Source organism: Streptomyces sp. NBC_01351, assembly GCF_036237315.1.
Lineage (GTDB): Bacteria > Actinomycetota > Actinomycetes > Streptomycetales > Streptomycetaceae > Streptomyces.
The window spans coordinates 1035289-1055954 of sequence record NZ_CP108356.1 but is presented as its reverse complement, the minus strand read 5'-3'; the positions used below and the strand labels follow the sequence as shown (position 1 = coordinate 1055954).

The 20666-nt window shown below is 75.0% G+C and carries 10 protein-coding genes; 5 read left to right on the top strand and 5 right to left on the bottom strand.

Annotated elements, in window-relative coordinates:
- Nucleotides 1-5: 5 nt before the first annotated feature.
- From OG625_RS04975 to OG625_RS04965, 3 genes are read right to left on the bottom strand one after another with little or no spacing between them, the layout of a single operon-like run.
- On the bottom strand, nucleotides 6-326 hold the full coding sequence (locus OG625_RS04975; protein ID WP_329376845.1) for an acyl carrier protein: 321 nt from the start codon (nucleotides 324-326) through the stop codon (nucleotides 6-8).
- Nucleotides 316-4989 (bottom strand): polyketide synthase, encoded by a 4674-nt coding sequence (locus OG625_RS04970; RefSeq protein ID WP_329376844.1) that lies wholly within the window; start codon nucleotides 4987-4989, stop codon nucleotides 316-318. Before OG625_RS04970 ends, OG625_RS04975 begins: the two co-directional genes overlap by 11 nt.
- On the bottom strand, nucleotides 4982-12898 hold the full coding sequence (locus OG625_RS04965; RefSeq protein WP_329376843.1) for an SDR family NAD(P)-dependent oxidoreductase: 7917 nt from the start codon (nucleotides 12896-12898) through the stop codon (nucleotides 4982-4984). The genes OG625_RS04970 and OG625_RS04965 overlap by 8 nt, the downstream gene beginning before the upstream one ends.
- Nucleotides 12899-13428: 530 nt before the next feature.
- Here OG625_RS04965 and OG625_RS04960 point away from each other — a divergent pair.
- The 3 genes from OG625_RS04960 to OG625_RS04950 all read left to right on the top strand — a co-directional run bounded on the left by OG625_RS04960 (nucleotide 13429) and on the right by OG625_RS04950 (nucleotide 17056).
- Nucleotides 13429-14322, top strand: coding sequence for a LysR family transcriptional regulator (locus tag OG625_RS04960; protein WP_329376842.1), 894 nt, complete (start codon nucleotides 13429-13431; stop codon nucleotides 14320-14322).
- 88 nt (nucleotides 14323-14410) lie between these two features.
- Entirely contained in the window at nucleotides 14411-15703 is a 1293-nt protein-coding gene (locus tag OG625_RS04955; protein WP_329376841.1) for a putative Ig domain-containing protein, read from the top strand.
- Nucleotides 15704-15799: 96 nt separating this feature from the next.
- Nucleotides 15800-17056 carry a cytochrome P450 family protein gene (locus OG625_RS04950; protein WP_329390449.1) on the top strand — a complete coding sequence of 419 codons (1257 nt, stop codon included), beginning with the start codon at nucleotides 15800-15802 and terminating at the stop codon, nucleotides 17054-17056.
- Between the two features lie 19 nt (nucleotides 17057-17075).
- Here the strand turns inward: OG625_RS04950 and OG625_RS04945 are convergent, their stop codons facing one another.
- The gene (locus tag OG625_RS04945; protein ID WP_329376840.1) at nucleotides 17076-17723 is read right to left on the bottom strand and encodes a lysophospholipid acyltransferase family protein; all 648 of its coding nucleotides are present in this window, start codon (nucleotides 17721-17723) and stop codon (nucleotides 17076-17078) included.
- Nucleotides 17724-17908: 185 nt separating this feature from the next.
- Between OG625_RS04945 and OG625_RS04940 the strand changes: the two genes are divergently transcribed.
- On the top strand, nucleotides 17909-18892 hold the full coding sequence (locus OG625_RS04940; protein WP_329376839.1) for a GlxA family transcriptional regulator: 984 nt from the start codon (nucleotides 17909-17911) through the stop codon (nucleotides 18890-18892).
- A 76-nt stretch (nucleotides 18893-18968) separates the two neighbouring features.
- Nucleotides 18969-19556: an isochorismatase family protein gene (locus OG625_RS04935; protein WP_329376838.1), complete on the top strand. Its 588-nt coding sequence runs from the start codon at nucleotides 18969-18971 to the stop codon at nucleotides 19554-19556.
- 6 nt (nucleotides 19557-19562) lie between these two features.
- On the opposite strand, the gene OG625_RS04930 is transcribed toward OG625_RS04935, so the two are convergent.
- Nucleotides 19563-20627 carry an alpha/beta hydrolase gene (locus OG625_RS04930; protein ID WP_329376837.1) on the bottom strand — a complete coding sequence of 355 codons (1065 nt, stop codon included), beginning with the start codon at nucleotides 20625-20627 and terminating at the stop codon, nucleotides 19563-19565.
- Between the last annotated feature and the right edge of the window lie 39 nt (nucleotides 20628-20666).

Here is a 20666-nt window from a genome sequence, read left to right as displayed (position 1 = left end):
CGGGCTCAGCCGGCCGCGGCGGCGGTGGCCGCCGCGGAGGTGCGGGCGAGGGAGGCGTGCGTGATCCGGCCGATGTGCGTGACGAGTTCACCGACGGACATCGCGAGGATGGCGTCCATGTCCTTCTCCGCGAGGAACCCCATGAGGTCCACATCGGCGCCGTAGCGGTGGTGCAGCAGTTCGGCGAGCGCGACGAACTCGACGCTCTCCAGCGCGAGATCCTCGTTGAAGGTCGTCTCCATCGTTACCTCCTCCGCGAGCAGGTACTCGTCGCCGACGATTTCCACGAGCATGGAGGTGATCTCGGCGAGGATGTCAGGTTCCATGACGGGTCTCCGTGAACTGGAAGGGGACGGTGGACGGGGCCGCGGGGGCCGCCGGGTCGGCGGTCCAGGCGACGACGTGGTCGAGCGGTGCGTGGCCGCCGAGGAGGGTGGTGCGGACCGGAAGCCGGTGTCCGGCGGGCGAGCGCACCAGCAGCAGGCCCGGGTCCGGGCTCTCCGGGTCTTCCGCGACGCGCCACTCGCGGGGCCGGCCGCCGAGCCCGCTGCCCTCCGCCTTGGCGGCGGCCTCCTTGGCGCACCACAGGGCGGTCAGCGCCGTCGGCAGGTCCGTGCCCTCGCGGGCGGCCAGCCCTTCGGCCAGGCGGAGTTCGTCCGGGCCGAGCGCGATGCGGACCAACGCGTCCGGGTCGGCGGTCACCGGCTCCACGTCGATGCCGACCGTCCGGGACGGATGGGCGAGGGCGACCGCGATCCGGTCCTTGTGGGCGATCGACAGCCGGTAGCCGCCGGTCAACGGCCCCTCGGCCAGCGGACGGCCCGCCGCGTCGTTGCCGATCGGCACCTCCACCGGGAACACCGGCCCCGCCCCCGCTTCCCACAGCAGCCCGCGCAGCGCGTCCTTGGCCGCGATCCGGCCCAGCAGCCAGGGCGCCCGGGCGCGCGGCGACAGCCGCTCGTAGACGGCCCGTTCGGCGGCTCCGAGGTAGCGGCGCATCACGAGCTCTTGCGAGGCGGGGTCGGTCCAGCGCCGCCGTGCCAGGCACCAGCCCTCGGGCCGGGGCTCGCCGATGCCGCACACCTCCGGCGTGAACTTCATCGGCCAGACCCGCTCGTCGGCGCCGAAGCGGCGGTACGTCCACCCCTCGATCCGTGCCCACACCGTGCCGTCGCCGTCGGGCCGGCGCAGTTCGAGGTCGCCGCGCACGGTGACGTCGCGCACCTCGCGGATGCGGGCCGTCGCGGCGACGAGCGCCCGCTCCGGCGGCGGGGGTCCGTAGAAGCGGATCCGGTCCACGGTGGCCGGGAAGACGAGCCGGTCCACCGGCAGCCGCAGCTGCATCCAGTGCCCGAACAGCTGCCCGGCGGCGTCGAGGAGCGCGCCCGGATCGGGCAGCGCGCGCAGCACGCCCTGGATGCCGTCCTCGCCGACGGCACGCACCTCGTGCACGGCGGCGAAGCGCGGACCGTGGAACATCCACCGGTCCCGGTACAGGGCCTCGGCGCTGACGGGGGCGGGCCGCGGGTCGCGCAGCGGCGTGGCGTCGGGCGGGGGTGGCTGCTCGTACCGCGGGCCGAGCAGGACGACCACGGTGGCGTACTCGCCGAGGGCGACGCGCAGCCGGCCGGGCCCGTCGCCCCGGACGGTGACCTCCACGTCGACGGCCGGCTCGACCGCGAGCCACCGCAGGGCCCGTACGTCCTCGTAGCCGACGACGGCGAGCCCGGGCGGGGCGTGTCGCCGGGCGGCCTCGGCGGCCAGCTCCAGCATGGTGGTCATGGGCACGACGGGGAACCAGTCGGAGTCCTCGGGCCAGCCTTCGGGCTGGAGGTACACGCAGTGGTCCCGTACGTAGGGCAGGGTGGCGAGGGAAAGCCGCAGGAGCTCCTTCCCCGTGGCCCTTGCCGGACCGTGGTGGTCCGGCCCCGCCGCGGTCGGCTGCGCGGCGGGACCGGGCAGGGCGCCGGGCGTGGGCGCGTCCGGCGGTCGTACGGCCGACCAGGCCGACCAGGCCGCGGCGACGCTCTGCGCGGCCGCACCGGTGTCGGCGAGCACCGCGTCCAGGGCCGACAGCAGCACGGGCCGCGGACCGGGTGGGGCCGCCGGTGCCGCCCCGGGTGTGGGCGGTGCCGGCGCTGCGGGCGGTGACGGGGGCGTCAGGAGGCCGCCGAGGGAAGCCCGTGCCGCCGCACCGAGTCGCACCAGAGGGGAACCCAGGTCCAGCGGAACACTCCGACGGCCGGCGCCGGCGATGGCAGCGCTGTCGGCAGCGGGTACCAGCGCAGGGGTGTCCGGTTCGGCCAGATGGTGCCAGTGCGGGGTGTGGCCCTCCGCCCACAGGGCGGCGCACGCGCGACGTAGGGCGGCGAGGCCGCCGAGGCGGGGAGAGGAGACGGACACCGACAGGTGCGGGCGGTCGCGCAGGGTGTCCTCGACGAAGCCCGGCAGGCTGCCCGGGCCCAGGGTGACGAACGACCGCACGCCCTGCTCCTCGTACAGCCGCAGTGTCAGTTCGCGGAAGCGGACCGGCTCCAGGAGGTGGCGGATCACCAACTCCCTTACGGAATCGGGGGAGGCGGGGAACGGGGCACACGTCGTCGCCGACCAGACGGGTACGGAACCGGCCCGCAGCGGCAGCCGTCCGAAGGCGGCCCGGACCTGGCCCAGGTACGGCTCCCACATCGGAGTGTGGAAGCCCGATCGGAACGGCAGTTCCTGTCCGAGCACGCCCTCGCCGCGCAACCGGGCCACGACCACGGCCACTTGCTCCGGCTCCCCGCAGATCACCGACTGGTGCGGGCAGTTGTCGTGGCTGACCACCACCCCGTCCAGCCCGTGCGAGGCCGCCTCGGCCCGCCGCGCGCCGCAGCCCAGGGCCGCGTACACGAGGTCCGGGACCAGCAGGTCGTCCGGCCGGAGCGACTCGAGGAAGGTGTCGGCCGCCTCCCTCGGGTACATGCCGGCGGCCACCATCGCCGCCCACTCGCCCAGGCTGTGGCCCGCCAGCACGTCGGCCTCTATGCCGAGTCCGGGCAGGACCTCGGCGAAGAACCGGCCGGTCGCGATCGCGTCCAGCGCCCGTTCGACGAGGGACGAACCGCGGGTGAGCGGGGGCCGGGCCGGCCCGAGCCGGTCGGCCACGTCGTCCAGGACCGGCGCGAACTCCGGTTCCAGGCCGGGGAAGAGGAAGGCCGTCCGGCCGCCCAGCGGCTCCGGCGCGAACCAGACGTCCCCCCTTCCACGCCAGGCCCGGCCGCGCGCCACCGCCTTCGCGGCCAGCGCGAGCCGCTGCGGTGTCGGCCCGACCACCGCCAGCCGGCAGGCCCCGGAACCGCCGGAGACCGGCGAGCCGGAAGCCAGCAGCGCCGACAACTCCGCCGGGCTGTCGGCGGCCAGCAGGAGTACGTCCTCCCGGGCGCGGGTCGGTCCCGGCCCCGTACCCGGCCCTCGACCCGGCCCCGAACCCGGCCCCGTACCCATGGGTGCGGCCGTGCCGCCCAGCGGCAGGAACCGGCGTGCCGGGGGCGTCGGGCGGGCCGCGGCCGGTGCCTCCTCCAGCACCACGTGCGCGTTGATCCCGCCGAAGCCGAACGCGTTGACCCCGGCCCGGCGCGGCTCCGGCCCCCGCTCCCACGGCTCGGCCGCCGTCACCGGCCGCATCCGGGTCCGTACGAGGTCCGCGTGCGGCTCCTCCAGGTGCAGGGTCGGCGGCAGCACCCCCTCGTGCACCGCGAGCGCGGCCTTGATCAGCCCGGCCATGCCGGAGGCCTGCATGGTGTGTCCCAGCATCGACTTCACCGAACCGAAGCCGATACCGGCGATCCCTTCGGAGGGAGGTCCGAACACCTGGGCCAGCGTGTCCAGTTCGGCCGCGTCCCCGACCGGGGTGCCGGTGCCGTGCGCCTCCAGGAGCCCCAGCGCGCCCGGCGCCCGCGGGTCCAGACCGGCCTCCCGCCAGGCCCGCTCCAGCGCCCGTACCTGACCGGCCACGAGCGGGCTCATCAGGCTCGCCGCCCGCCCGTCACCGGCCACGCCGGTACCGCGGATCACCGCGTAGACGCGGTCGCCGTCCCGCTCCGCGTCCGCCAGCCGCTTCAGCAGCACCACCCCGGTGCCCTCGGACAGCAGGGTCCCGTCGGCCCGCCGGTCGAAGGGCCGGATCCGCTCGCTCGGGCTGAGCGCCCGCAGCTGCGTGAACACGCTCCACAGCGTGGCGATGTGGCAGTGGTGGACGGCGCCCGCGACCACCGCGTCGCAGCGGCCGCTCGCCAGCAGTCCCACCGCCTGGTCCACGGCCAGCAGGGAGGAGGCGCAGGCCGCGTCCAGGGTGTAGGCGGGGCCCCGGAAGTCGAGCCGGTTCGCGGTACGGGCGGCGGTGAAGCTCGGCACCAGCCCGATCGACGCGTCCGGCCGCTCCGGGCCCAGCGCCTCCTGGAACGCCGATCGCACCTCCGCGATCCGGCGCTCGCCCAGCTCCGGCGCGAGCTCCCGCAGGGTCTGGGCCAACTGGTGTGCGGTGCGCACCCGTTGGTCCAGGCGTGCGGTGGCCACCCCCATGAAGCCGCCCCGCCCCAGCACCACCCCGATCCGGGAGCGGTCGGCCGGCAGCCGGTCCTCGCCGCCCGCGTCCGCGAGGGCCTCGGCCGTCGCGTGCAGGGCCAGCATCTGATCCGGCTCGGCCCCCTCCACCGCGGCCGGCATGATCCCGAACCGGGTCGGGTCGAAGGAGGCGAGACCGTCGACGAAGCCGCCGCGCCGGCAGTAGAACCGGTCTCCGGCCACCGGCCCGGTGGCGCCGTCCGGGTCGTAGTACACCTCCGGATCCCAGCGCCCCGGGGGAACTTCGCCGATGGAGTCCGTACCGGCGAGGAGGTTGCTCCGGTAGGCGGCGAGGTCGGCGGCCCCGGGGAAGACGGCCCCCATTCCGACGATCGCCGCGTCGGTCGGCCGGGGTCCCCGGCGCGGGTCGCGGTCGCGTTCACTCATCGCCGAGTCCCTCCCGCGTCTCGTCGGATGCCATGAGGACCACCTGTACGTCGGTTCCGTGCGCGAGTTCGGTGAGGAACGCGGCGGTGCCCGCCTCCGGCGTGATCAGCGGGATGCCGCGCCGGGCGTACGCACGCTCCAGCTCGGGGGTGACCATCCCGCCCGCGTCCGCCGCCCAGGGGCCCCAGTCGACGGCCAGCACCCGGCCCGGGAACGATTCGTCCCAGGCGTGCGCGAGACCGTCGAGGGCGTCGTTCGCCGCCGCGTAATCGCACTGGCCGCGGTTCCCGTACACCCCGGCGACGCTGCCGAAGAGGGCCAGGAAGCGGGGCGCGGGCGTCGACCCGTGCTCGGCGGCCGCGGCCGCCAGGTTGCGGGCGCTGGCCACCTTGGTGGTGAACACCTCGGCGAAGTCGGCCGGTTGCTTGTCGCGCAGCAGCGCGTCGCGCAGGATCCCGGCGCCGTGCACGAGCCCGTCGAGCCGGCCGTGCCGGGCCCGGACATCGGCCAGCACGGCCCGTACCGCGGCGGCGTCGGTGACGTCCGCACAGTGGTAGCGGACGGAGGCCGCGGCCGCGGCGAGGCCGGTCAGGGTGGCCCGTACCTCGCGCTCCGCGAGGATCCGGGAGGCCGCCGCCTCGATCTCGGCCGGCTTGCGGAGCCCGGTGGCGATCAGCGCGGCCCGGAGCGCGACCCGGTCGTGGGCCTGGCCGAACGCGTCCCCGATGGGCGGCGGTTCGGGGGTACGGCCGATCAACTCGACGTGGCAGCCGGTGGAGCGGGCCAGTGCGAGGGCCGTCCGTGCGGTGATGCCGCGGGCGCCACCGGTGAGCAGCACGACCGAGTCGCGGTCGAGGGGCGGTCGGCCGTCGCCGCCCGGGGCGAGCCCGGCGGGTACGGCCCGGCGGGTGACGCGCACGCCGTCGGCGGTGTACCCGACGGAGGAGAGGGCGTCGGCGGTCCCCTCGGCGAAGCCCTCGGCGGGCGCGCAGAGGAGCTCGTCCAGGAGCTGCGCGGCGATCCGTTCGGGGTCCTCCTTGGGCTGGACGTCCACCGCGCGGATCAGGGCTCCGGGGAACTCCAGGGCCGCGCTGCGGGCGAAGCCGTGCAGACCGGCGCCGGGGGTACCGGGCGCGGTGACGAGGAGCAGCCGCCGGGTCCCGCCGGTCAGGGCCTGCCGCAGCCCCGGGAAGACCCCGGGGAGCACGGGTTCGGAGCCGGGCCGCAGGGCGGACAGCTCGACGATGCCGTCGAACCCGGCCTCGGCCTCGGGGAGGACCTTCACCTCGACGCCGTACGCGTCCAGGGCCGCGCCGAGCGCGAGCGCGATGCCGTGGCCGTCCTCGACGAGTCCGATGCGCAGCCCGCGCAGCTCCTCCGGGTCGCCGGTGGCCGGGGGCACGGTCACGGTGGTGACGCGGAGCCGACTGAGCGGTGCGGGTGCGGAGGCGGGTGCGGGTGCCGGGACGGGGACGGTGTGCCCGTCGAACGGCCTTGCGGAGGAGGCCGGTTCCGACTTCTGGTCCGGTTCCGATTCCGGTTGCGGTTCCGCTGCGGGCGCACCGGTGTGGGAGGTGACCCAATCCACGATCCCGCGCAGGGTCTTGATCCGGGACAGCTCCTCGACCGCGTCCTCGGAGGTCCCGCCGGGGCCCTGCGGGAGCCCGATGCGGTCGGCGAGGGCGCCGATGATCTCGACGCGCTTGATGGAGTCGATCGAGAGGTCCGCCTCCAGGTCCAGCGCGGGGTCGAGCATGTCCCGGGGGTACCCGGTCCGGGTGTGCACGATCTCCAGCACGACGTCCATGACGGCCTCGGCGGACAACTCCCCTCCAGGAGCGCCGGCCGCGGGTGCGGCTGCGGACGGATCCGCACCCGCGACGGCCGGCCCGCCGGGCCGGGGGCCCGGGGCCGCCATGCCGGGTGCGGGGCCACTGCCGGCGAGCGGGCCGCCGGGTGCGTTGGTCGGGCTGCCGGGCCAGGGCGCGGGCGAGCTACCCGGGACTCCGGGAGTCCCCGCCCCTGCGGTATGGGCGGTGGGCCAGGGGCCGGTCGCCGTCCAGGAGGGGCCGCTGCCCGCGAACGGGTCCGGGCCGGCGGCAGCCGGGCTGCCGGGCCAGGGCGCGGGGGTGGCTGCCAGGGCTCCGGGCGCGCCTGCTCCCGCGGTGTGGTGCGCCGGCCACTGTTGGGGGCCCGGCGCGGTGCCGGGATGGGGTACGGCCGTGGCCACCGGGTGGTTGCCGTTCAGGTGGGACGGTGCGGGTGTGCCGCTTGCCCACGTGCTGACCGGGGTGGCGGAGTGCCCCGTGCCGGCGGACGCCGCCGTGCCCAGGTAGCCCAGCAGGACGTCCCGCTGCGCCTGGACCAGTTCGCGCGAAGCACGCAGGTACTCCAGGACCGTCTCCTCGCGCCGGTCGGCGGCGGGAGGAGAGACCGGCCGGCGGGGCGGCTCGGCGCCGGTGGGCGCAGGGGCCCCGTTGGCGAGCTGGGCACCCGGGGCGGCCGGGCCCGCGACCGCGGCCGCAGTCGCGCCCCAACTCGGAGCTGTTCCCCAGGCCGCCGCACCCGGGACGGGGGCCGGGGCCCCGTTCGTGACCGGGGCACCCGAGGTTGGTCCCGCGATCGCAGTCGCGCCCCAACCTGGAGCTGTTCCCCAGGTCGTACCCGGGTCGGGGGCCGGGCCCCCGTTTGCGAGCGGGGCACCCGGGGTCGGGTCCACAGTCGCAGCGGCCCCCCAAGCAGGAGCCGCCCCCCAAGCCGCGCTCGGAGTCGCAGCCGCAGCTGGTGCCGCGCCCCAAGCCGGAGCCCCAGCCGCGTTCGAGGGCGCGCCCCACTCCGAGTTCGGGGCTGTCGCGCCCCAGGCCGCAGCCGCAGTCGGGGCCGCGTCCCAAGACGTAGTCGGGTCCGAGCCCGGCGCCGTGTTCGGAGCCGCGCCCCACGCCGCAACCGGGGCCGCTACCCGCGCCGCGTTCGGGTCTGCGCCCTGGACCGCCGTCACCGCCGGGATGCGCCGGGCCGGTTGGAGGCCGCCCGGGATCGGGGCGCCGTCCACGGTGCGGACCAGGTGGCCGTCGACCAGCCAGCCCGGGCGGCGCGGCGCGCGGTCCGGGAGGCGGGAGGTGCGGCCGCGGAAGAGCGCCTCCGGCGCAACCGGCGCGCCCGCCGCTGCCAGTTCCGCCAGGGCGGTGACCAGCCGGAGCAGGCCGTGCTCGCCCGGTACGTCCAGCGGGACCACCGTGTGCGGGCGGTCGCCCAGGATGCGGGCGACGAGGGAGGAGAGCACGCGGCCGGGGCCCGTTTCCACGAACGTCCGGACGCCGGCCGCGTACATGGCCTCCACCTCCTCCACGAAGCGGACCGGCCGGCCGAGTTGGCGCGCGGCGAGGTCTCGTACCTCTTCGGCGGAGGACGGATACGGCTCGGCCGTCGTGTTCGACCACACCTCGAGGCCCGGCGCGGACACCGCCGTCGCCGCCAGCTCGGCCGCGAGGTCGGCGGTCGCCCCCGCCACCACCTCGCTGTGGAACGCGCAGGCCACGGAGAGGGGTTGGGCCGTCAGACCCGCCTCGCGGAGCGCCGAAACCGCCGCCGCGACGGCTTCCGTCGGGCCCGAAATCGCGCACTGCCGGGGCGCGTTGTGGTTCGCCACCACGCATCCGGCGCGCTCCGCGATCTCCCGCACGTCGTCCGGGGCCGCCGATACCGCCGCCATCGACCCCGGATCCGCCCCGGCGGCCGCCATGATCGCCTCGGCCCGGCGCGCGCTCAGCCGCAGCAGGCCCTCCGTGTCGTACGCCCCGGCGGCCCAGAGCGCGACGAGCTCCCCGTACGAGTGCCCCGCCACGCAGTCCGGCCGGACGCCGAGCTCGCCGAGCAGCAGGTGCGCGGCCGCCCCCGTCAGCCCGAGCGCCGGCTGGGCCACCCGGGTGTCCGTGACCGCCGCCCGCTGCGCCGCCCGCTCCTCGGGCGTGAACGCCGCCGGCGGGAACATCGCGGCGACCACCGAACCCGGCGCCTCGTCCAGCAGGCCGCGCAGCGCCGGGAAGGCCATGAACAACTCGCCCAGCATTCCGGGCCGTTGACTGCCCTGCCCGGGGAACAGGAACGCCACCCGCCCCGGCTGAGCGGACTCCTCCCGTACGTGGATCCCCGCGCCGGGAGCGAAGGCCCGGGCCGGCTCCAGCCGGGCGGCCAGCTCGTCGAGGCCGGCGGCCACGACGGCGACCTGCACCGGCCCGGGGTCGGCGGCGACCTCCGCGGCGAGGTCCCGCAGCGCCCACGGCCGCCCGGCCGTGTCGTTCTCCTCCAGCCGGGCCGCGAGTCGCGCCATTGCCCGGCCCGCGGCGCGCCGGTCCTCGCCGCGGAAGAAGAACACCTCGGCCGGCCACTCCTCCAGTCCGTGCCGGGGCTCCTCCGCGCCCGTGTGACCGGCCAGCACCGCGTGGTAGTTGGTGCCGCCGAAACCGAACGCGCTGACCCCGGCGATGCGCCGCTCCGGGGGCTGTGCCCAGGGCCGGGCCTCGTCGTCGAAGAAGAAGGGGCTGCTGTCGGCCTGCCAGGCCGGGTTCGGGCGGTCGATGTGCAGGGTCGGCGGCCGCACGCCCGTGTGGACCGCCCGGGCGGCCTTGATCAGCCCGGCCAGGCCGGCCGCGCACTTGGTGTGCCCGAGCTGGGATTTCACCGAGCCCAGCGCGCAGGAACCGGGCTCGGCCCCGAAGGCGGTGAACACCTCGCTCAGCACGGCCAGTTCGGTGCTGTCGCCGACCACGGTGCCGGTGCCGTGCGCCTCGACCAGCCCCACCTCGTCAGCCTTGACCCCGGCCCGCGCGTAGGCCCTCTCCAGCGCCCGCCGCTGGCCCTCCGGGCGGGGCGCGGTCAGACCGAGCGACCGGCCGTCGCTGGAGGCGCCGACCGCCTTGATCACTGCGTAGACCCGGTCACCGTCCCGTTCGGCGTCCGCGAGCCGTTTCAGGACGAGCGCGCCCACGCCCTCGCCGAGGGCGATCCCGTCCGCGGCCGCGTCGAAGGGCCGACAGCGGCCGCCGGGGGACAGGGCGCGGACGGAGGCGAACATCAGGTAGTCGTTGATGCCGTTGTGCACGTCGGCTCCGCCGCACAGCACCATGTCGGAGTCTCCGTCGCGCAGTTGGCGGCAGGCGAGGTCCAGCGCGGCGAGGGAGGACGCGCAGGCGGCGTCGACCGTGCAGTTCGCGCCGCCGAGGTCGAGCCGGTTGGCGACCCGGCCGGCGATCACGTTCGCGAGTATCCCGGGGAAGGAGTCCTCGGTGAGGCGCGGGAGTTGCTCGTCCAGCGCGGGCGGCAGCTCGCCAAGGTAGGCGGGGTGCAGGGCGCGCAGCCCGTACGCGCCGGCCAGCTCGGTGCCGGCCTCCGCCCCGAACACCACCGAGGTCCGGGAACGGTCGAACTCCCGGCCCTTGCCGTACCCGGCGTCCACGAGGGCCCGCGCGGAGATCTCCAGGGCCAGCAGTTGTACGGGCTCGATCCCGGTGAGGGAGGCGGGCGGGATGCCGTGCGCGAGGGCGTCGAAGGGCACCGGCCCGAGGAAGCCGCCCCAGCGGGACGGGGTGCGTTCGCCGGCCCGCGCCGGGTCGGCGTCGTAGTAGAGCTCCGGGTCCCAGCGCTCGGCCGGCACCTCGGTGACGGCGTCCGTCCCGGCGAGCACCATGGCCCAGTAGGCGGCGAGATCGGGGGCGCCGGGGTAGGCGCAGGCCATCCCGACGATGGCGACGTCGAGCGGCTCGCCGGCGGGCGGCTCCGCAGGGGTGAACTCGCCGGCCCGCCGCGCCAGCAGCTCCGTCGCCCCTTCGGTCACCTGCGCGTGCAGCGCGGCCACGGTGGTGGTCGCGGACCGCAGGGCGGCGGCCTGCCCGAGCATGAACAGCCCCTCGGCGTACTGCTGCTCCTCGGACACGACCTCCAGCCGATCCCCGCCGGCCCGGGCTCCGGCCTCTCCGGACGGCCCGGCTTCTCCGGACGTCCCGGCTTCTCCGGACGTGCCGACGAGCCCGGTTGTCCCGGCCGCCTCCTCGGCTCCGGCCGCCCCCTCGGCTCCAGCGGCCCCCTCGGCTCCGGCCGAGCCCCCAGCAGGGGACCGGCGTAGGCCCTTGCTGGCTATGCGGAGGCGGCCCAGGTTGAGGCCCTCCAGTTCCTCCCACACGCGGCGCGGTTCGGTGCCGGAATCCGTCAGGCGGCGCCGGGTCGCCTCGAAGGTGTCGGCGTACGGGGTGGCCGCGCAGCGCGTCGCGTGGCCCGGGGCGGTGTGCAGCAGGACCGTCCCGTCGCAGTCCAGCGCCGCGCGCTGGAAGCCCCGTACCACCGCGCCCGCCGCCACCGCCTCCTCCGTGAAGAGGTACGCGGTGCCCATCAGCACGCCGACGCGGGCACCCCGCTCCGCCAGCGGCGCCGCGGCAGCCGCCGCCATCGCCGCGGAGCGCTCGTCGTGGATGCCGCCCGCGAACAGCACGTCCAGGGCATCCGGTTCGGGGCAGGACAGCAGCCGCTCGATCTGTTCCTCCCACAGCGGGAACGACGCCCGGGGGCCCACGTGCCCTCCGCACTCCAGCCCCTCGAACACGAACCGCCGCGCCCCCTCGGCGAGATACCGCTCCAGCAGCCCCGGCGAGGGCACGTGCAGGTGCGTCCGGATCCCCGCCGCCTCCAGCGGGGCCGCCTGCGCCGGGTTGCCGCCGGCGATGATCGCGTACGGCGGGCGGGCCTCGGCGACCGCGGCCAGCTGTTCGCGCCGCAGCTCGGGCGGCGCGAACCCGAGCAGCCCCACACCCCAGGGGAGTTGCCCGAGCCGTTCGGAGCTCTCCGCCAGCAGTCGGCGTACGTCGGGGCCCTCCATCACCGCGAGCGCCAGATAGGGGATGCCGCCCGCGCGGGCCACCGCCTCGGCGAAGGCCGCCTGGTCGCTGACCCGGGTCATCGGGCCCTGCGCGACGGACAGCGGCCGGGCGAGGGGCCGCGCCCGGTCGGCCGCGGTCAGGTGCCCGGAGATGGCGGCCCGTACGGCCTGCAGCACACCGCCGGTGGTCCGGTACCGCGCGGCCAGCCGCGCGGCCGAGGCTCCGTCCTGCCCGACGGGCAGCAGCTGCGCCCGCAGGTCCCGTGCCCCGAGGAGCGCGGCCACGGGGCCCTCGGGCGGTGTCAGGTCGGGCCGCGCGAACACTCGGTGCTCGCCGGCCAGTCGGGTCTCCGAGCCGTCCATCGACCGCAGTGCCGAGGCCACTTCCACAGGCAGGGCGGCCTCCCCCTCGGCGGTCAGCGCCAGTTGTACGTCGAGCAGCACCCCGGCCGCTCCGCCCGCGACGGCCGCCGCCGCCGTGTGCGGGCCGATGCCGCCGAGGGCCCGCACGGGCACTCCGACGTCGGGGTCCCCGAGCAACTGCTGCAACAGGACGAAGGTGGTGGCCCCGCCCACCCGGCCGCCGGCTTCGTGGCCCTTGGCGACGAGCCCGCCGACCCCGGCCGCCACCGCCTCCGCGGCCTCCGCCGGGCTGGTGACCTCGGCCCAGACCCTGGGCCGCCCGGCCGCCGCGGCCCATGCCGACACCTCCGCCGGGGTGTAGTACGCCGGGTCGGCGAGCAGCACCGTGTCCACCTCGGCGGGCAGCTCCCCGGGCTGGACGAGGCAGCCCACGGGCACCCGCACCCCGTACGTGCGGCCACCGGTGCCACCGCCACCTCCACCACCTCCACCCCCGAGCCGGCGCCCCAGCTCCGCGAAGCCGCGCCGCGCGGCGTCAGGGTCCCGGCCGAGATCGAGGAGCCCGAGGGCCCCGGCGCGCTCGGCGGCGGCCACGATGCGCGGGTGCGGCTCCTCGAAGGGACTGACCGCGACGACGAGGTCACGGGCGGCGGCTGACTGCGGGGGCTGGGGGGTCACGGGCGCTCCTCTTCCAGTGCTGTGTGACATGGCGCAGTACAGGGCGGGAGAACGGGAGAGCGGAAGAACGGGACAGCGGAAGGACAGAACGACAGAACGACGGATCGGCGGAAGAGTCCGAGCACGGGGGAGTGCGGCGTCTCGCACACATCGGCCGGGCGGCCCGCCGCCGACAAGGCGGGCTTGAACAGTGGTCAAACACCCTCACGCCGCGATGCATCGTGCGGTGGCCGCCCCGCACTGTCAACAGGCATGCGGAATACGAGGCTTCGCACCATCGGCCCGCGCCGAGGACCCGACACGCACCCCGGGCGGACGCCCGTCACGCCCCCGCCGGGGCCGGTGACCTGGGACGATTCCCGCCCGGTCCGGGCCGACGCCGGCGCGCGTGACCTCGTACGGCATCCCCGCGGGCATGCCGGACCGGCATGCCTGACCACCGAACCCGGTATGAACGCCACGCCGGACCCGGAGAGTTGTTCACCCGACGAGCCCTTACAGGTACAGCCCCACGCGGTTACCGTCCGGTCATGACCCCCACACTCGCGCAGCTCCGCTACCTCGTCGCCGTCGCCGACTTTCGGTCCATCACGGGGGCGGCAGCCTCGGTCTTCGTCGCCCAGTCCGCCCTGTCCCGGGCCGTCCAGGCCATGGAACGGGATTTGGGCGTCGAACTCCTCGCACGCCGGGGAAGGGGGGTGGACCTCACGCCGGAAGGGGCCCGGGTCGTCCGGCTGGCCCGTACGGTGCTCAACGCGGTGGAGGCCATCGACGACATAGGCACCCCGCACGGCAAGGACGCGCGGGCCGCCCTGACCGTCGTCACCACCCCCACCCTCGCCCTCGACCTGGCCACCGACCTGATCGCCGCCTACACCGAGCGGCACCCGACGGTCGACGTCCGGCTCCAGCAGCACGACAGCCGGGAGGCGCTCGTCGAGGAACTGAACCAGGGCCGCTCCGAGTTGGCGCTCGTCGACCTCCCGCTGGACAAGGAGCTCACCACCCACTTCATGCAGGAGCGCGAAGTGGTGCTGATCTCGCCGATCGGCTCCCGGCTGCCCGACCCGCTGCCGTTCCGCATGCTCGACGGGCTGCCGATGGTGCTGCCCACCCCGGGTACCGGCCGGCGCACCGAGATGGAGGCCATGTTCAGCTGCCTCGGGGTGCGGCCCGTGCCCAGCCTGGAGGTCGACGAGCGCCTCGCCTGGGTGACGGGCGTGACCGACGGTCGCGGCTCCCTGATCTGGTACCGGGACGTGGTTTTAAGAGCATTTGGCAGCCGTGCCGAGATCCGCTCCTTCACCCCGCCCCTGCTGCGCCCCGTGGGCATCGCGCACGCCCGGCGGCCCCTCAGTCGGGCTGCCCGCGCGTTCATCGCGCACGCGGGGCACAAGGCGCCCGTGCGGGAGCCGGTCCGCTGAGGAGACATGCCACCGCGGCATTGAACGATGCTCAAACGGGGGGCGATCGGGCCTGTACCACTAACTGATGCACCGTCACATTGTCGGCATGCCCCGACTCCTCACGTCGACACCCCACCGGGCCGCCGCCCTCGCGACCGCGGCCCTCGCCACGATCCTGCCCGCCGTCGCCTGGATGACCAACGCCACCGCCTCTCCGGCAAGCCCGTCCCGCGCGGCTGCCGCAGCAGCGGACGCCCTGGCGCCGGAGAGGAAGTGCACCCTCCCGGGCGGCCTGGCCGAACAGAGCGGGCTCGCCATGAGCCGCAAGCATCCGGGCGTCTTCTACGTGGTCAACGACAGCGGCAACACCAACCAGGTCTTCGCCATCGACTGCACCACCGCCACCGGCCGACTCGCGGCCACCTTCACGGTCTCCGGCGTCGGCAACACCGACTGGGAGGGGCTGGCGATCGGCAAGGACGCCACGGGCGGCCCCGCCATCCTGGTCGGCGACATCGGGGACAACTTCAGCGGCCGCGCCGAGATCACCGTGCACTCCTTCGCCGAGCCCGACCAGCTCGCCAACGCCACCGTCACGCCCGTGACCCACCGCTTCGCCTACGCGGACGGAAAGCACGACGCGGAATCCCTGCTCGTCGACCCCCTCACCGGCAGGATCCACATCGCGAGCAAGATCATCGGGGCCTCGGGTCAGCTCTACCAGGCCCCGCTGCCCCCCGTGACCGGACAGGTCAACACCCTCACGGCGGTCCGGCCCGGCCCGGTGTTCGCCACCGACGGCGCCTTCTCGCCGACGGGGGCCTCGTACACCCTGCGCAGCGGCGGGCCGGTCGGAGCCAACACCGCGACCGTGTACGACACCACGGGGGTCAAGCTGGCGGACGTGGCGCTCCCCGCACAGTCGCAGGGGGAGACGGTGACGTACGCCGACTGCGCCAACCTGCTCGTCGGCTCGGAGAACGACACCCAGATCTGGCGGGTACCGCTGCCGCCGGTGGCCACACCGGGCTGCGGCACGACGCCCACCCCCACGCCGACGCCTACCCCGACGCCGACGCCGACCCCGACTCCCACGCCGACCCCGACCCCCACGCCGACCTCCACCCCCACGCCGGGTGACCTGAGGTTCATCAACCCCGGTCCGCAAACGTGCAAGTTCAACCAGTCCTGCGCCATCCAGCTCGCCACCACCGGCGGCAAGGCCCCGGTCAAGTACGCGGCCGGCGGCCTGCCCTGGGGCCTTACCATCGACGCCGGTTCCGGACGCATCAGCGGCAAGTCCTGGGGGATCGGCACGGTCACGGTCACCGCCACCGCCACCGACTCCACGGGAGCGACCGCGGGCGCGTCCTTCGCCTTGACCGTCAACTGGTTCTGAGACGCGCGCGGGGCGGGCTTGTACAACATGCCCGCAAAGCCGCACTGTTGACCGAGTTTCGTTCATCAGGTCAGGAGAGTCGGCTTGTCCTCCCCCATGTCACCGGTCCCGTCCACCCCGTCCACCCCGTACGTCATCGACCCCGCCGGCGGCTGCCCGCACGCACTCAACGCCCGGCTGCGCGCCGAGCGGGGCGCCGCGGCGCAGGTCGTGCTCCCCGGCGGGGTGCCCGGGGCGGTCGTCCTGGGTCACGAGGCGCTGAAGGAGTTCCTCGCCCACCCCGACGTGGCCAAGGGAGCCCGGCACTTCCCCGCCCTGCACGACGGCACCATCCCCGCGGACTGGCCGCTGCGCGTCTTCGCGAACGCCCAGGGCATGCACACCGCCGACGACGCCGACCACCGCCGGCTCCGCTCGCTCGTCGGCAAGGCCTTCACGGCCCGTCAGGTGGAACGACTGCGGCCGCGCGTCGAGGAGCTGACCGTCGGGCTCCTCGACGACCTCGACCGGGCCGCGGCCGAGGCCCCGGACGGGGTCGCCGACCTGTACACGCACTTCGCGCTCCCGCTCCCGATGAACGTCATATGCGAGCTGCTCGGCGTGGACCCCGAGCACCGGGAACGGCTGCACGAGCTGACCAACACGGTGATCATCGCGACCGACATCACCCCGGCCGAGAAGATGGCCGCCCTCCAGGAACTCATCGCGCTGACGGCCACGATCGCCGAAGCCCGGCGGGCGAACCCGGGGGAGGACCTCACCAGCGCCCTGATCGCCGTCCGCGAGGGCGACGGCGACCGGCTCAGCGAGCTCGAACTCATCGGCACCATGCGGCTGATGCTCGTCGCCGGCCACGAGACCACCCTCAACCTCGTCGTCAATGCCGTCCGCGCCCTGTGCGCCCACCGCGAGCAGCTCGCCCTCGTCCTGGAGGGGAAGGCGAGCTGGTCGGACGTGGTGGACGAGACCCTGCGCTGGGACGGTCCGGTCAGCTGGTTCCCCTTCCGCTACCCCACCCGCGACCTGACCGTGGGCGGCACCGTCATCCCGCAGGGCACCCCGGTGTTCGCCGGATACACCGCGGCCGGCCGCGACGAGGCCTTCCACGGCCCCGACGCCGACCGCTTCGACATCACCCGTCCCACGGCGGCCCGCCACCTCTCCTTCGGCCACGGCGCCCACTACTGCATGGGTGCCCCGCTCGCCCGAATGGAGGCGACCATCGCCCTGGAGCGGCTCTTCACCCGCTTCCCCGACCTCGACCTCGCGGTCCCCGACGCGGAACTCCCGTACCAGCGCAGCTTCATCAGCAACAACGTCACGACGCTGCCGGTCCGCCTGGTACGCGGTTAGGGCCGGTCCCCGTGCTGCCTCACGCGGCGAGGCCGGACACCGCGGTACGCCAGGCCGCGGTGACCGCACCGTGGGCCACGGCCGTCGCCTCCGCGACATGCGCCGGCAGGAACACGGGCGCGCCGACGTGCACGTGCAGGCGCGGCCGGCGGACCGGGGCCGTGACGGCTCCGGCGATCTGCTTGGCCACCGTCCCCGAGCTGATGCGCCGGGCGCCCGCCTGGCCGACCGGGCGGACGGGCGCGCCCGTCGTCCGGGCCAGGCGGGCCGGACCGCTGCGGAAGGGCAGGGGCGCGAACTCCCCGGAGCCCCGGCGGGCGGGAATCCCGCCCTCTCCGTAGATCAGCACGCACCGCCCCGCCGCCAGTGCCTCGGCGGCGGCGTCGAGGGCCTCCGCCGCACGAGCCGTTCCGCGGCGGACCGGGATGTGCCCTTCGCGGGCGAGCGCGCCCCCGAGCACAGGGACCCGCCACAGCCCGGCCGTGGCCATGACCACCGGCTCGACGCCGAGCCGGTGCAGGGCGGCGACCACGACGACGGGGTCGGCCAGGCTGGTGTGGTTGGCGACCAGGATGGTCCCGTCCACGACCGGGCCCGCCGCCGCGTCCGTCGTGACGGATATCCGGCCGAACGCGGGAGCGAGCACGGCTGCGATGGAGCTGATCACGCGGAACCTCCGGGGTGTCTGGCCTTGGGTTCCTCAGTGTGGCGACGGAGGGACCGGCCGGGCATGAGTCGCCGTACTCACCCCGACTGGGGACCTGAGCCCTGACCCGTGGGGGCGGGGGCGGTGTCCGGATGTGACAGAAGCCCGTCATTGCGGCCACGATGTACGGCTGTGACGATGGGTGCATGTCCACGAACCGCCGCGTCGTCATCGCGGTCTTCCCCGATGTCGACCTCCTCGATGTCACCGGTCCGGCCGAGGTCTTCGCGCTGGCCAACCGGGAGACCGGCGGCCGGGCGGGCTACCAGGTGCAGCTCGCGGCACCCGCGCCCGGAGTCGTCGCCACCTCGGCGGGGGTGAGGCTGGTCGCGGACCTGTCGTTCGCCGAGGTCGACGGCGTACTGGACACGCTCCTCGTGCCCGGTGCGGTGGACCTGCACCCCGGCGGGCCGGTCGCCCGGATCGACCCGGAGGTGGTGGCGTGGCTGAAGACGACCGCGCCACTGGCCCGGCGGGTGGCGTCGGTGTGCGTGGGCGCGCACCTGCTGGCCGCGGCCGGTCTGCTGGACGGCAGAACGGCCACCACGCACTGGTCCACCGCCGCCCAGCTGGCGGCGGACCACCCGGCGGTGACGGTGGATCCCGACCCGATCTTCGTCCGGTCCGGGAACGTCTGGACCGGGGCCGGGATCAGCGCTTGCATGGACCTCGCGCTGGCGTTGGTGGCCGAGGACCTGGGGGAGGAGGTGGCCCTGTCGGTGGCCCGGCAGCTGGTGATGTACCTCAAGCGGCAGGGCGGACAGAGCCAGTTCTCGGTGCCGTTGAGCCAACCCGCCGCCTCCCGCCGGGACATCGACGAACTGCGGATGTTCATCTCCGACCACCTGGACGCGGACCTGTCGGCGGCCGCCCTCTCCGCGCGGATGTGCCTGAGCGAACGGCACTTCGCCCGCGTGTTCCGCCAGGAGACCGGAACCACTCCCGCCGCCTACGTCGAGGCCGCGCGGGTGGAGGCCGCCCGCCGCCTGCTGGAGCACACCGACCAGCCGTTGGACGAGGTGGCCGCCGCCTGCGGACTCGGCTCGCTGGAAACCCTCCACCGGGCGCTGCGCAAGCAGATCGGCATCACTCCGGCTGCCTACCGCCGCCGCTTCCGCACCGCCGGCTGAACCCGCCGAACCCTCTCCTCACCCTTTCCCGCTTTCCGCTTCCCGTTTCCCGTTTCCTGACAAGGAGTGCTTCGCCATGCCCGCTTCCACCACCCTGCGCGACGTCATCGGCCTCGACAACCAGCGGCCCCGCCTCGCCGACACCACCCTCGTCCTGATCGACTTCCAGAACACCTACCGCTCCGGCGTCATGGCCCTCGAAGGCGTCGAAGAGGCCCTCGCGGCCGCCGGTCGGCTGCTGGCCGCCGCCCGCGCCGCGGGCGTCCCGGTCGTCCACGTCGTCGACGCGGGCTACGACCTCGACTCCGAGCTGGGCGCCATCAGCTCCGAAGTCGCCCCTGCCGAAGGCGAACCCGTGGTGGTCAAGAAGGTCCCCAACGGTTTCCACGACACCGAGCTGGAGAAGACCCTGCGTGACCTGGGAGCGGGGAAGGACCTGGTGCTGGCCGGCTTCATGACCCACATGTGCGTCACCTTCACCGCCGAAGGCGCGTTCCACCGGGGCTACCGCCCCACCGTCGTCGCCGAAGCCACCGCCACCCGGTCGCTGACCGCCCCAGACGGCACCGTCCTGCCCGCCGCGGCCCTGCACACCGCGGCCCTGACCACCATCACCGACGTGTTCGGCGTCGTCGCCCCCACCGTCGACGACCTCATCGGCTGACCCTGGTCAGCCGGTCGGCGGTGCGATTTCCGTGCTCAGCCAGCCCAGGGCGTCGGGGTACATCCCGATCCAGGTCTGGAAGTTGTGCCCGCCCACCGGCCGGACGAGGGTCTTCACGCGGACCCCGCTGCCCGCCGCGGCCCTGGCGAAGTCCGCCAGTTGCCGCGGCGGGCTGTCCTTGTCCTGGGCGGAGGTGGCCAGGAACAGCCCGACGTCCGCCTTCTTCGTGTGCTCGACCAGCCACATCGGGCTGTTGCGCTCACGCAGCGCCGGGTCGGGCAGCACCTCCGGGTCGCCCGTCAGCGGGTCCGGATCCAGGGCCGCCCCCGCCCGGAAGACCTTCGGGTACTGGAGCGGCAGCTTGGCCGCGCAGAACGCCCCGGTGGAGACGCCCATCAGGCCCCAGCCGCCCGGGTGGGGCAGCGTACGGAAGTTCCGCTCGACCAAGTCCGGCACGTCCTGCGCCAGCCAGTCGGCGATCTTGCGGTCCGGGGTGTTGCTGCAGTCGGTGTTCACGCCGCCCGGGTAGATCTCCGGGATCACCACGATGAAGGGGTGAACCACGCCCAGGTCCACGAGGTCCTTCAGCGCGCCCGGAATGTTCCCGAGGTCGATCCAGGTACGGGGCGTGCCCGGATAGCCGTGCAGCAGCATCAGCACCGGGAAACGGGTCCGGTCCGCGCCCGGAGCGCTGTACTCCGGGGGAGTCCACACGGTGACCTGCCCGGCGAGTTTCGAGTGCGAGCCCCGGAAGTGGGTGCTCTGCGTGCCGTCCCCGCCCTGCGTGAACCTGGCCCGGCCCACCGGCGGGCCGGTCATCGTGCCGGGGTCCTGCCCCGCGTCGGTGCCCAGCAGGTCGTCCCACGAGGAGTAGAGCCCGTAGCTGCCGTTGATCCACGTGGCCACCACGCAAATGGCGGTGAGCTGGCACAGCCCGATCATGAGCAGTCGCGCGGGCCACCGCACCCAGCCCGGTCCCGGGATCCGGTTCCACAGGAGCAGCGCGGCGAGCACGGCCAGCGCCGTCACGACGATCAGTGCGACGAGGAACGAGGTACTGGTCAGCTCCACGGCCCCGGCTCCCGACTGTCGTAGGAGGTGAAATGCGAG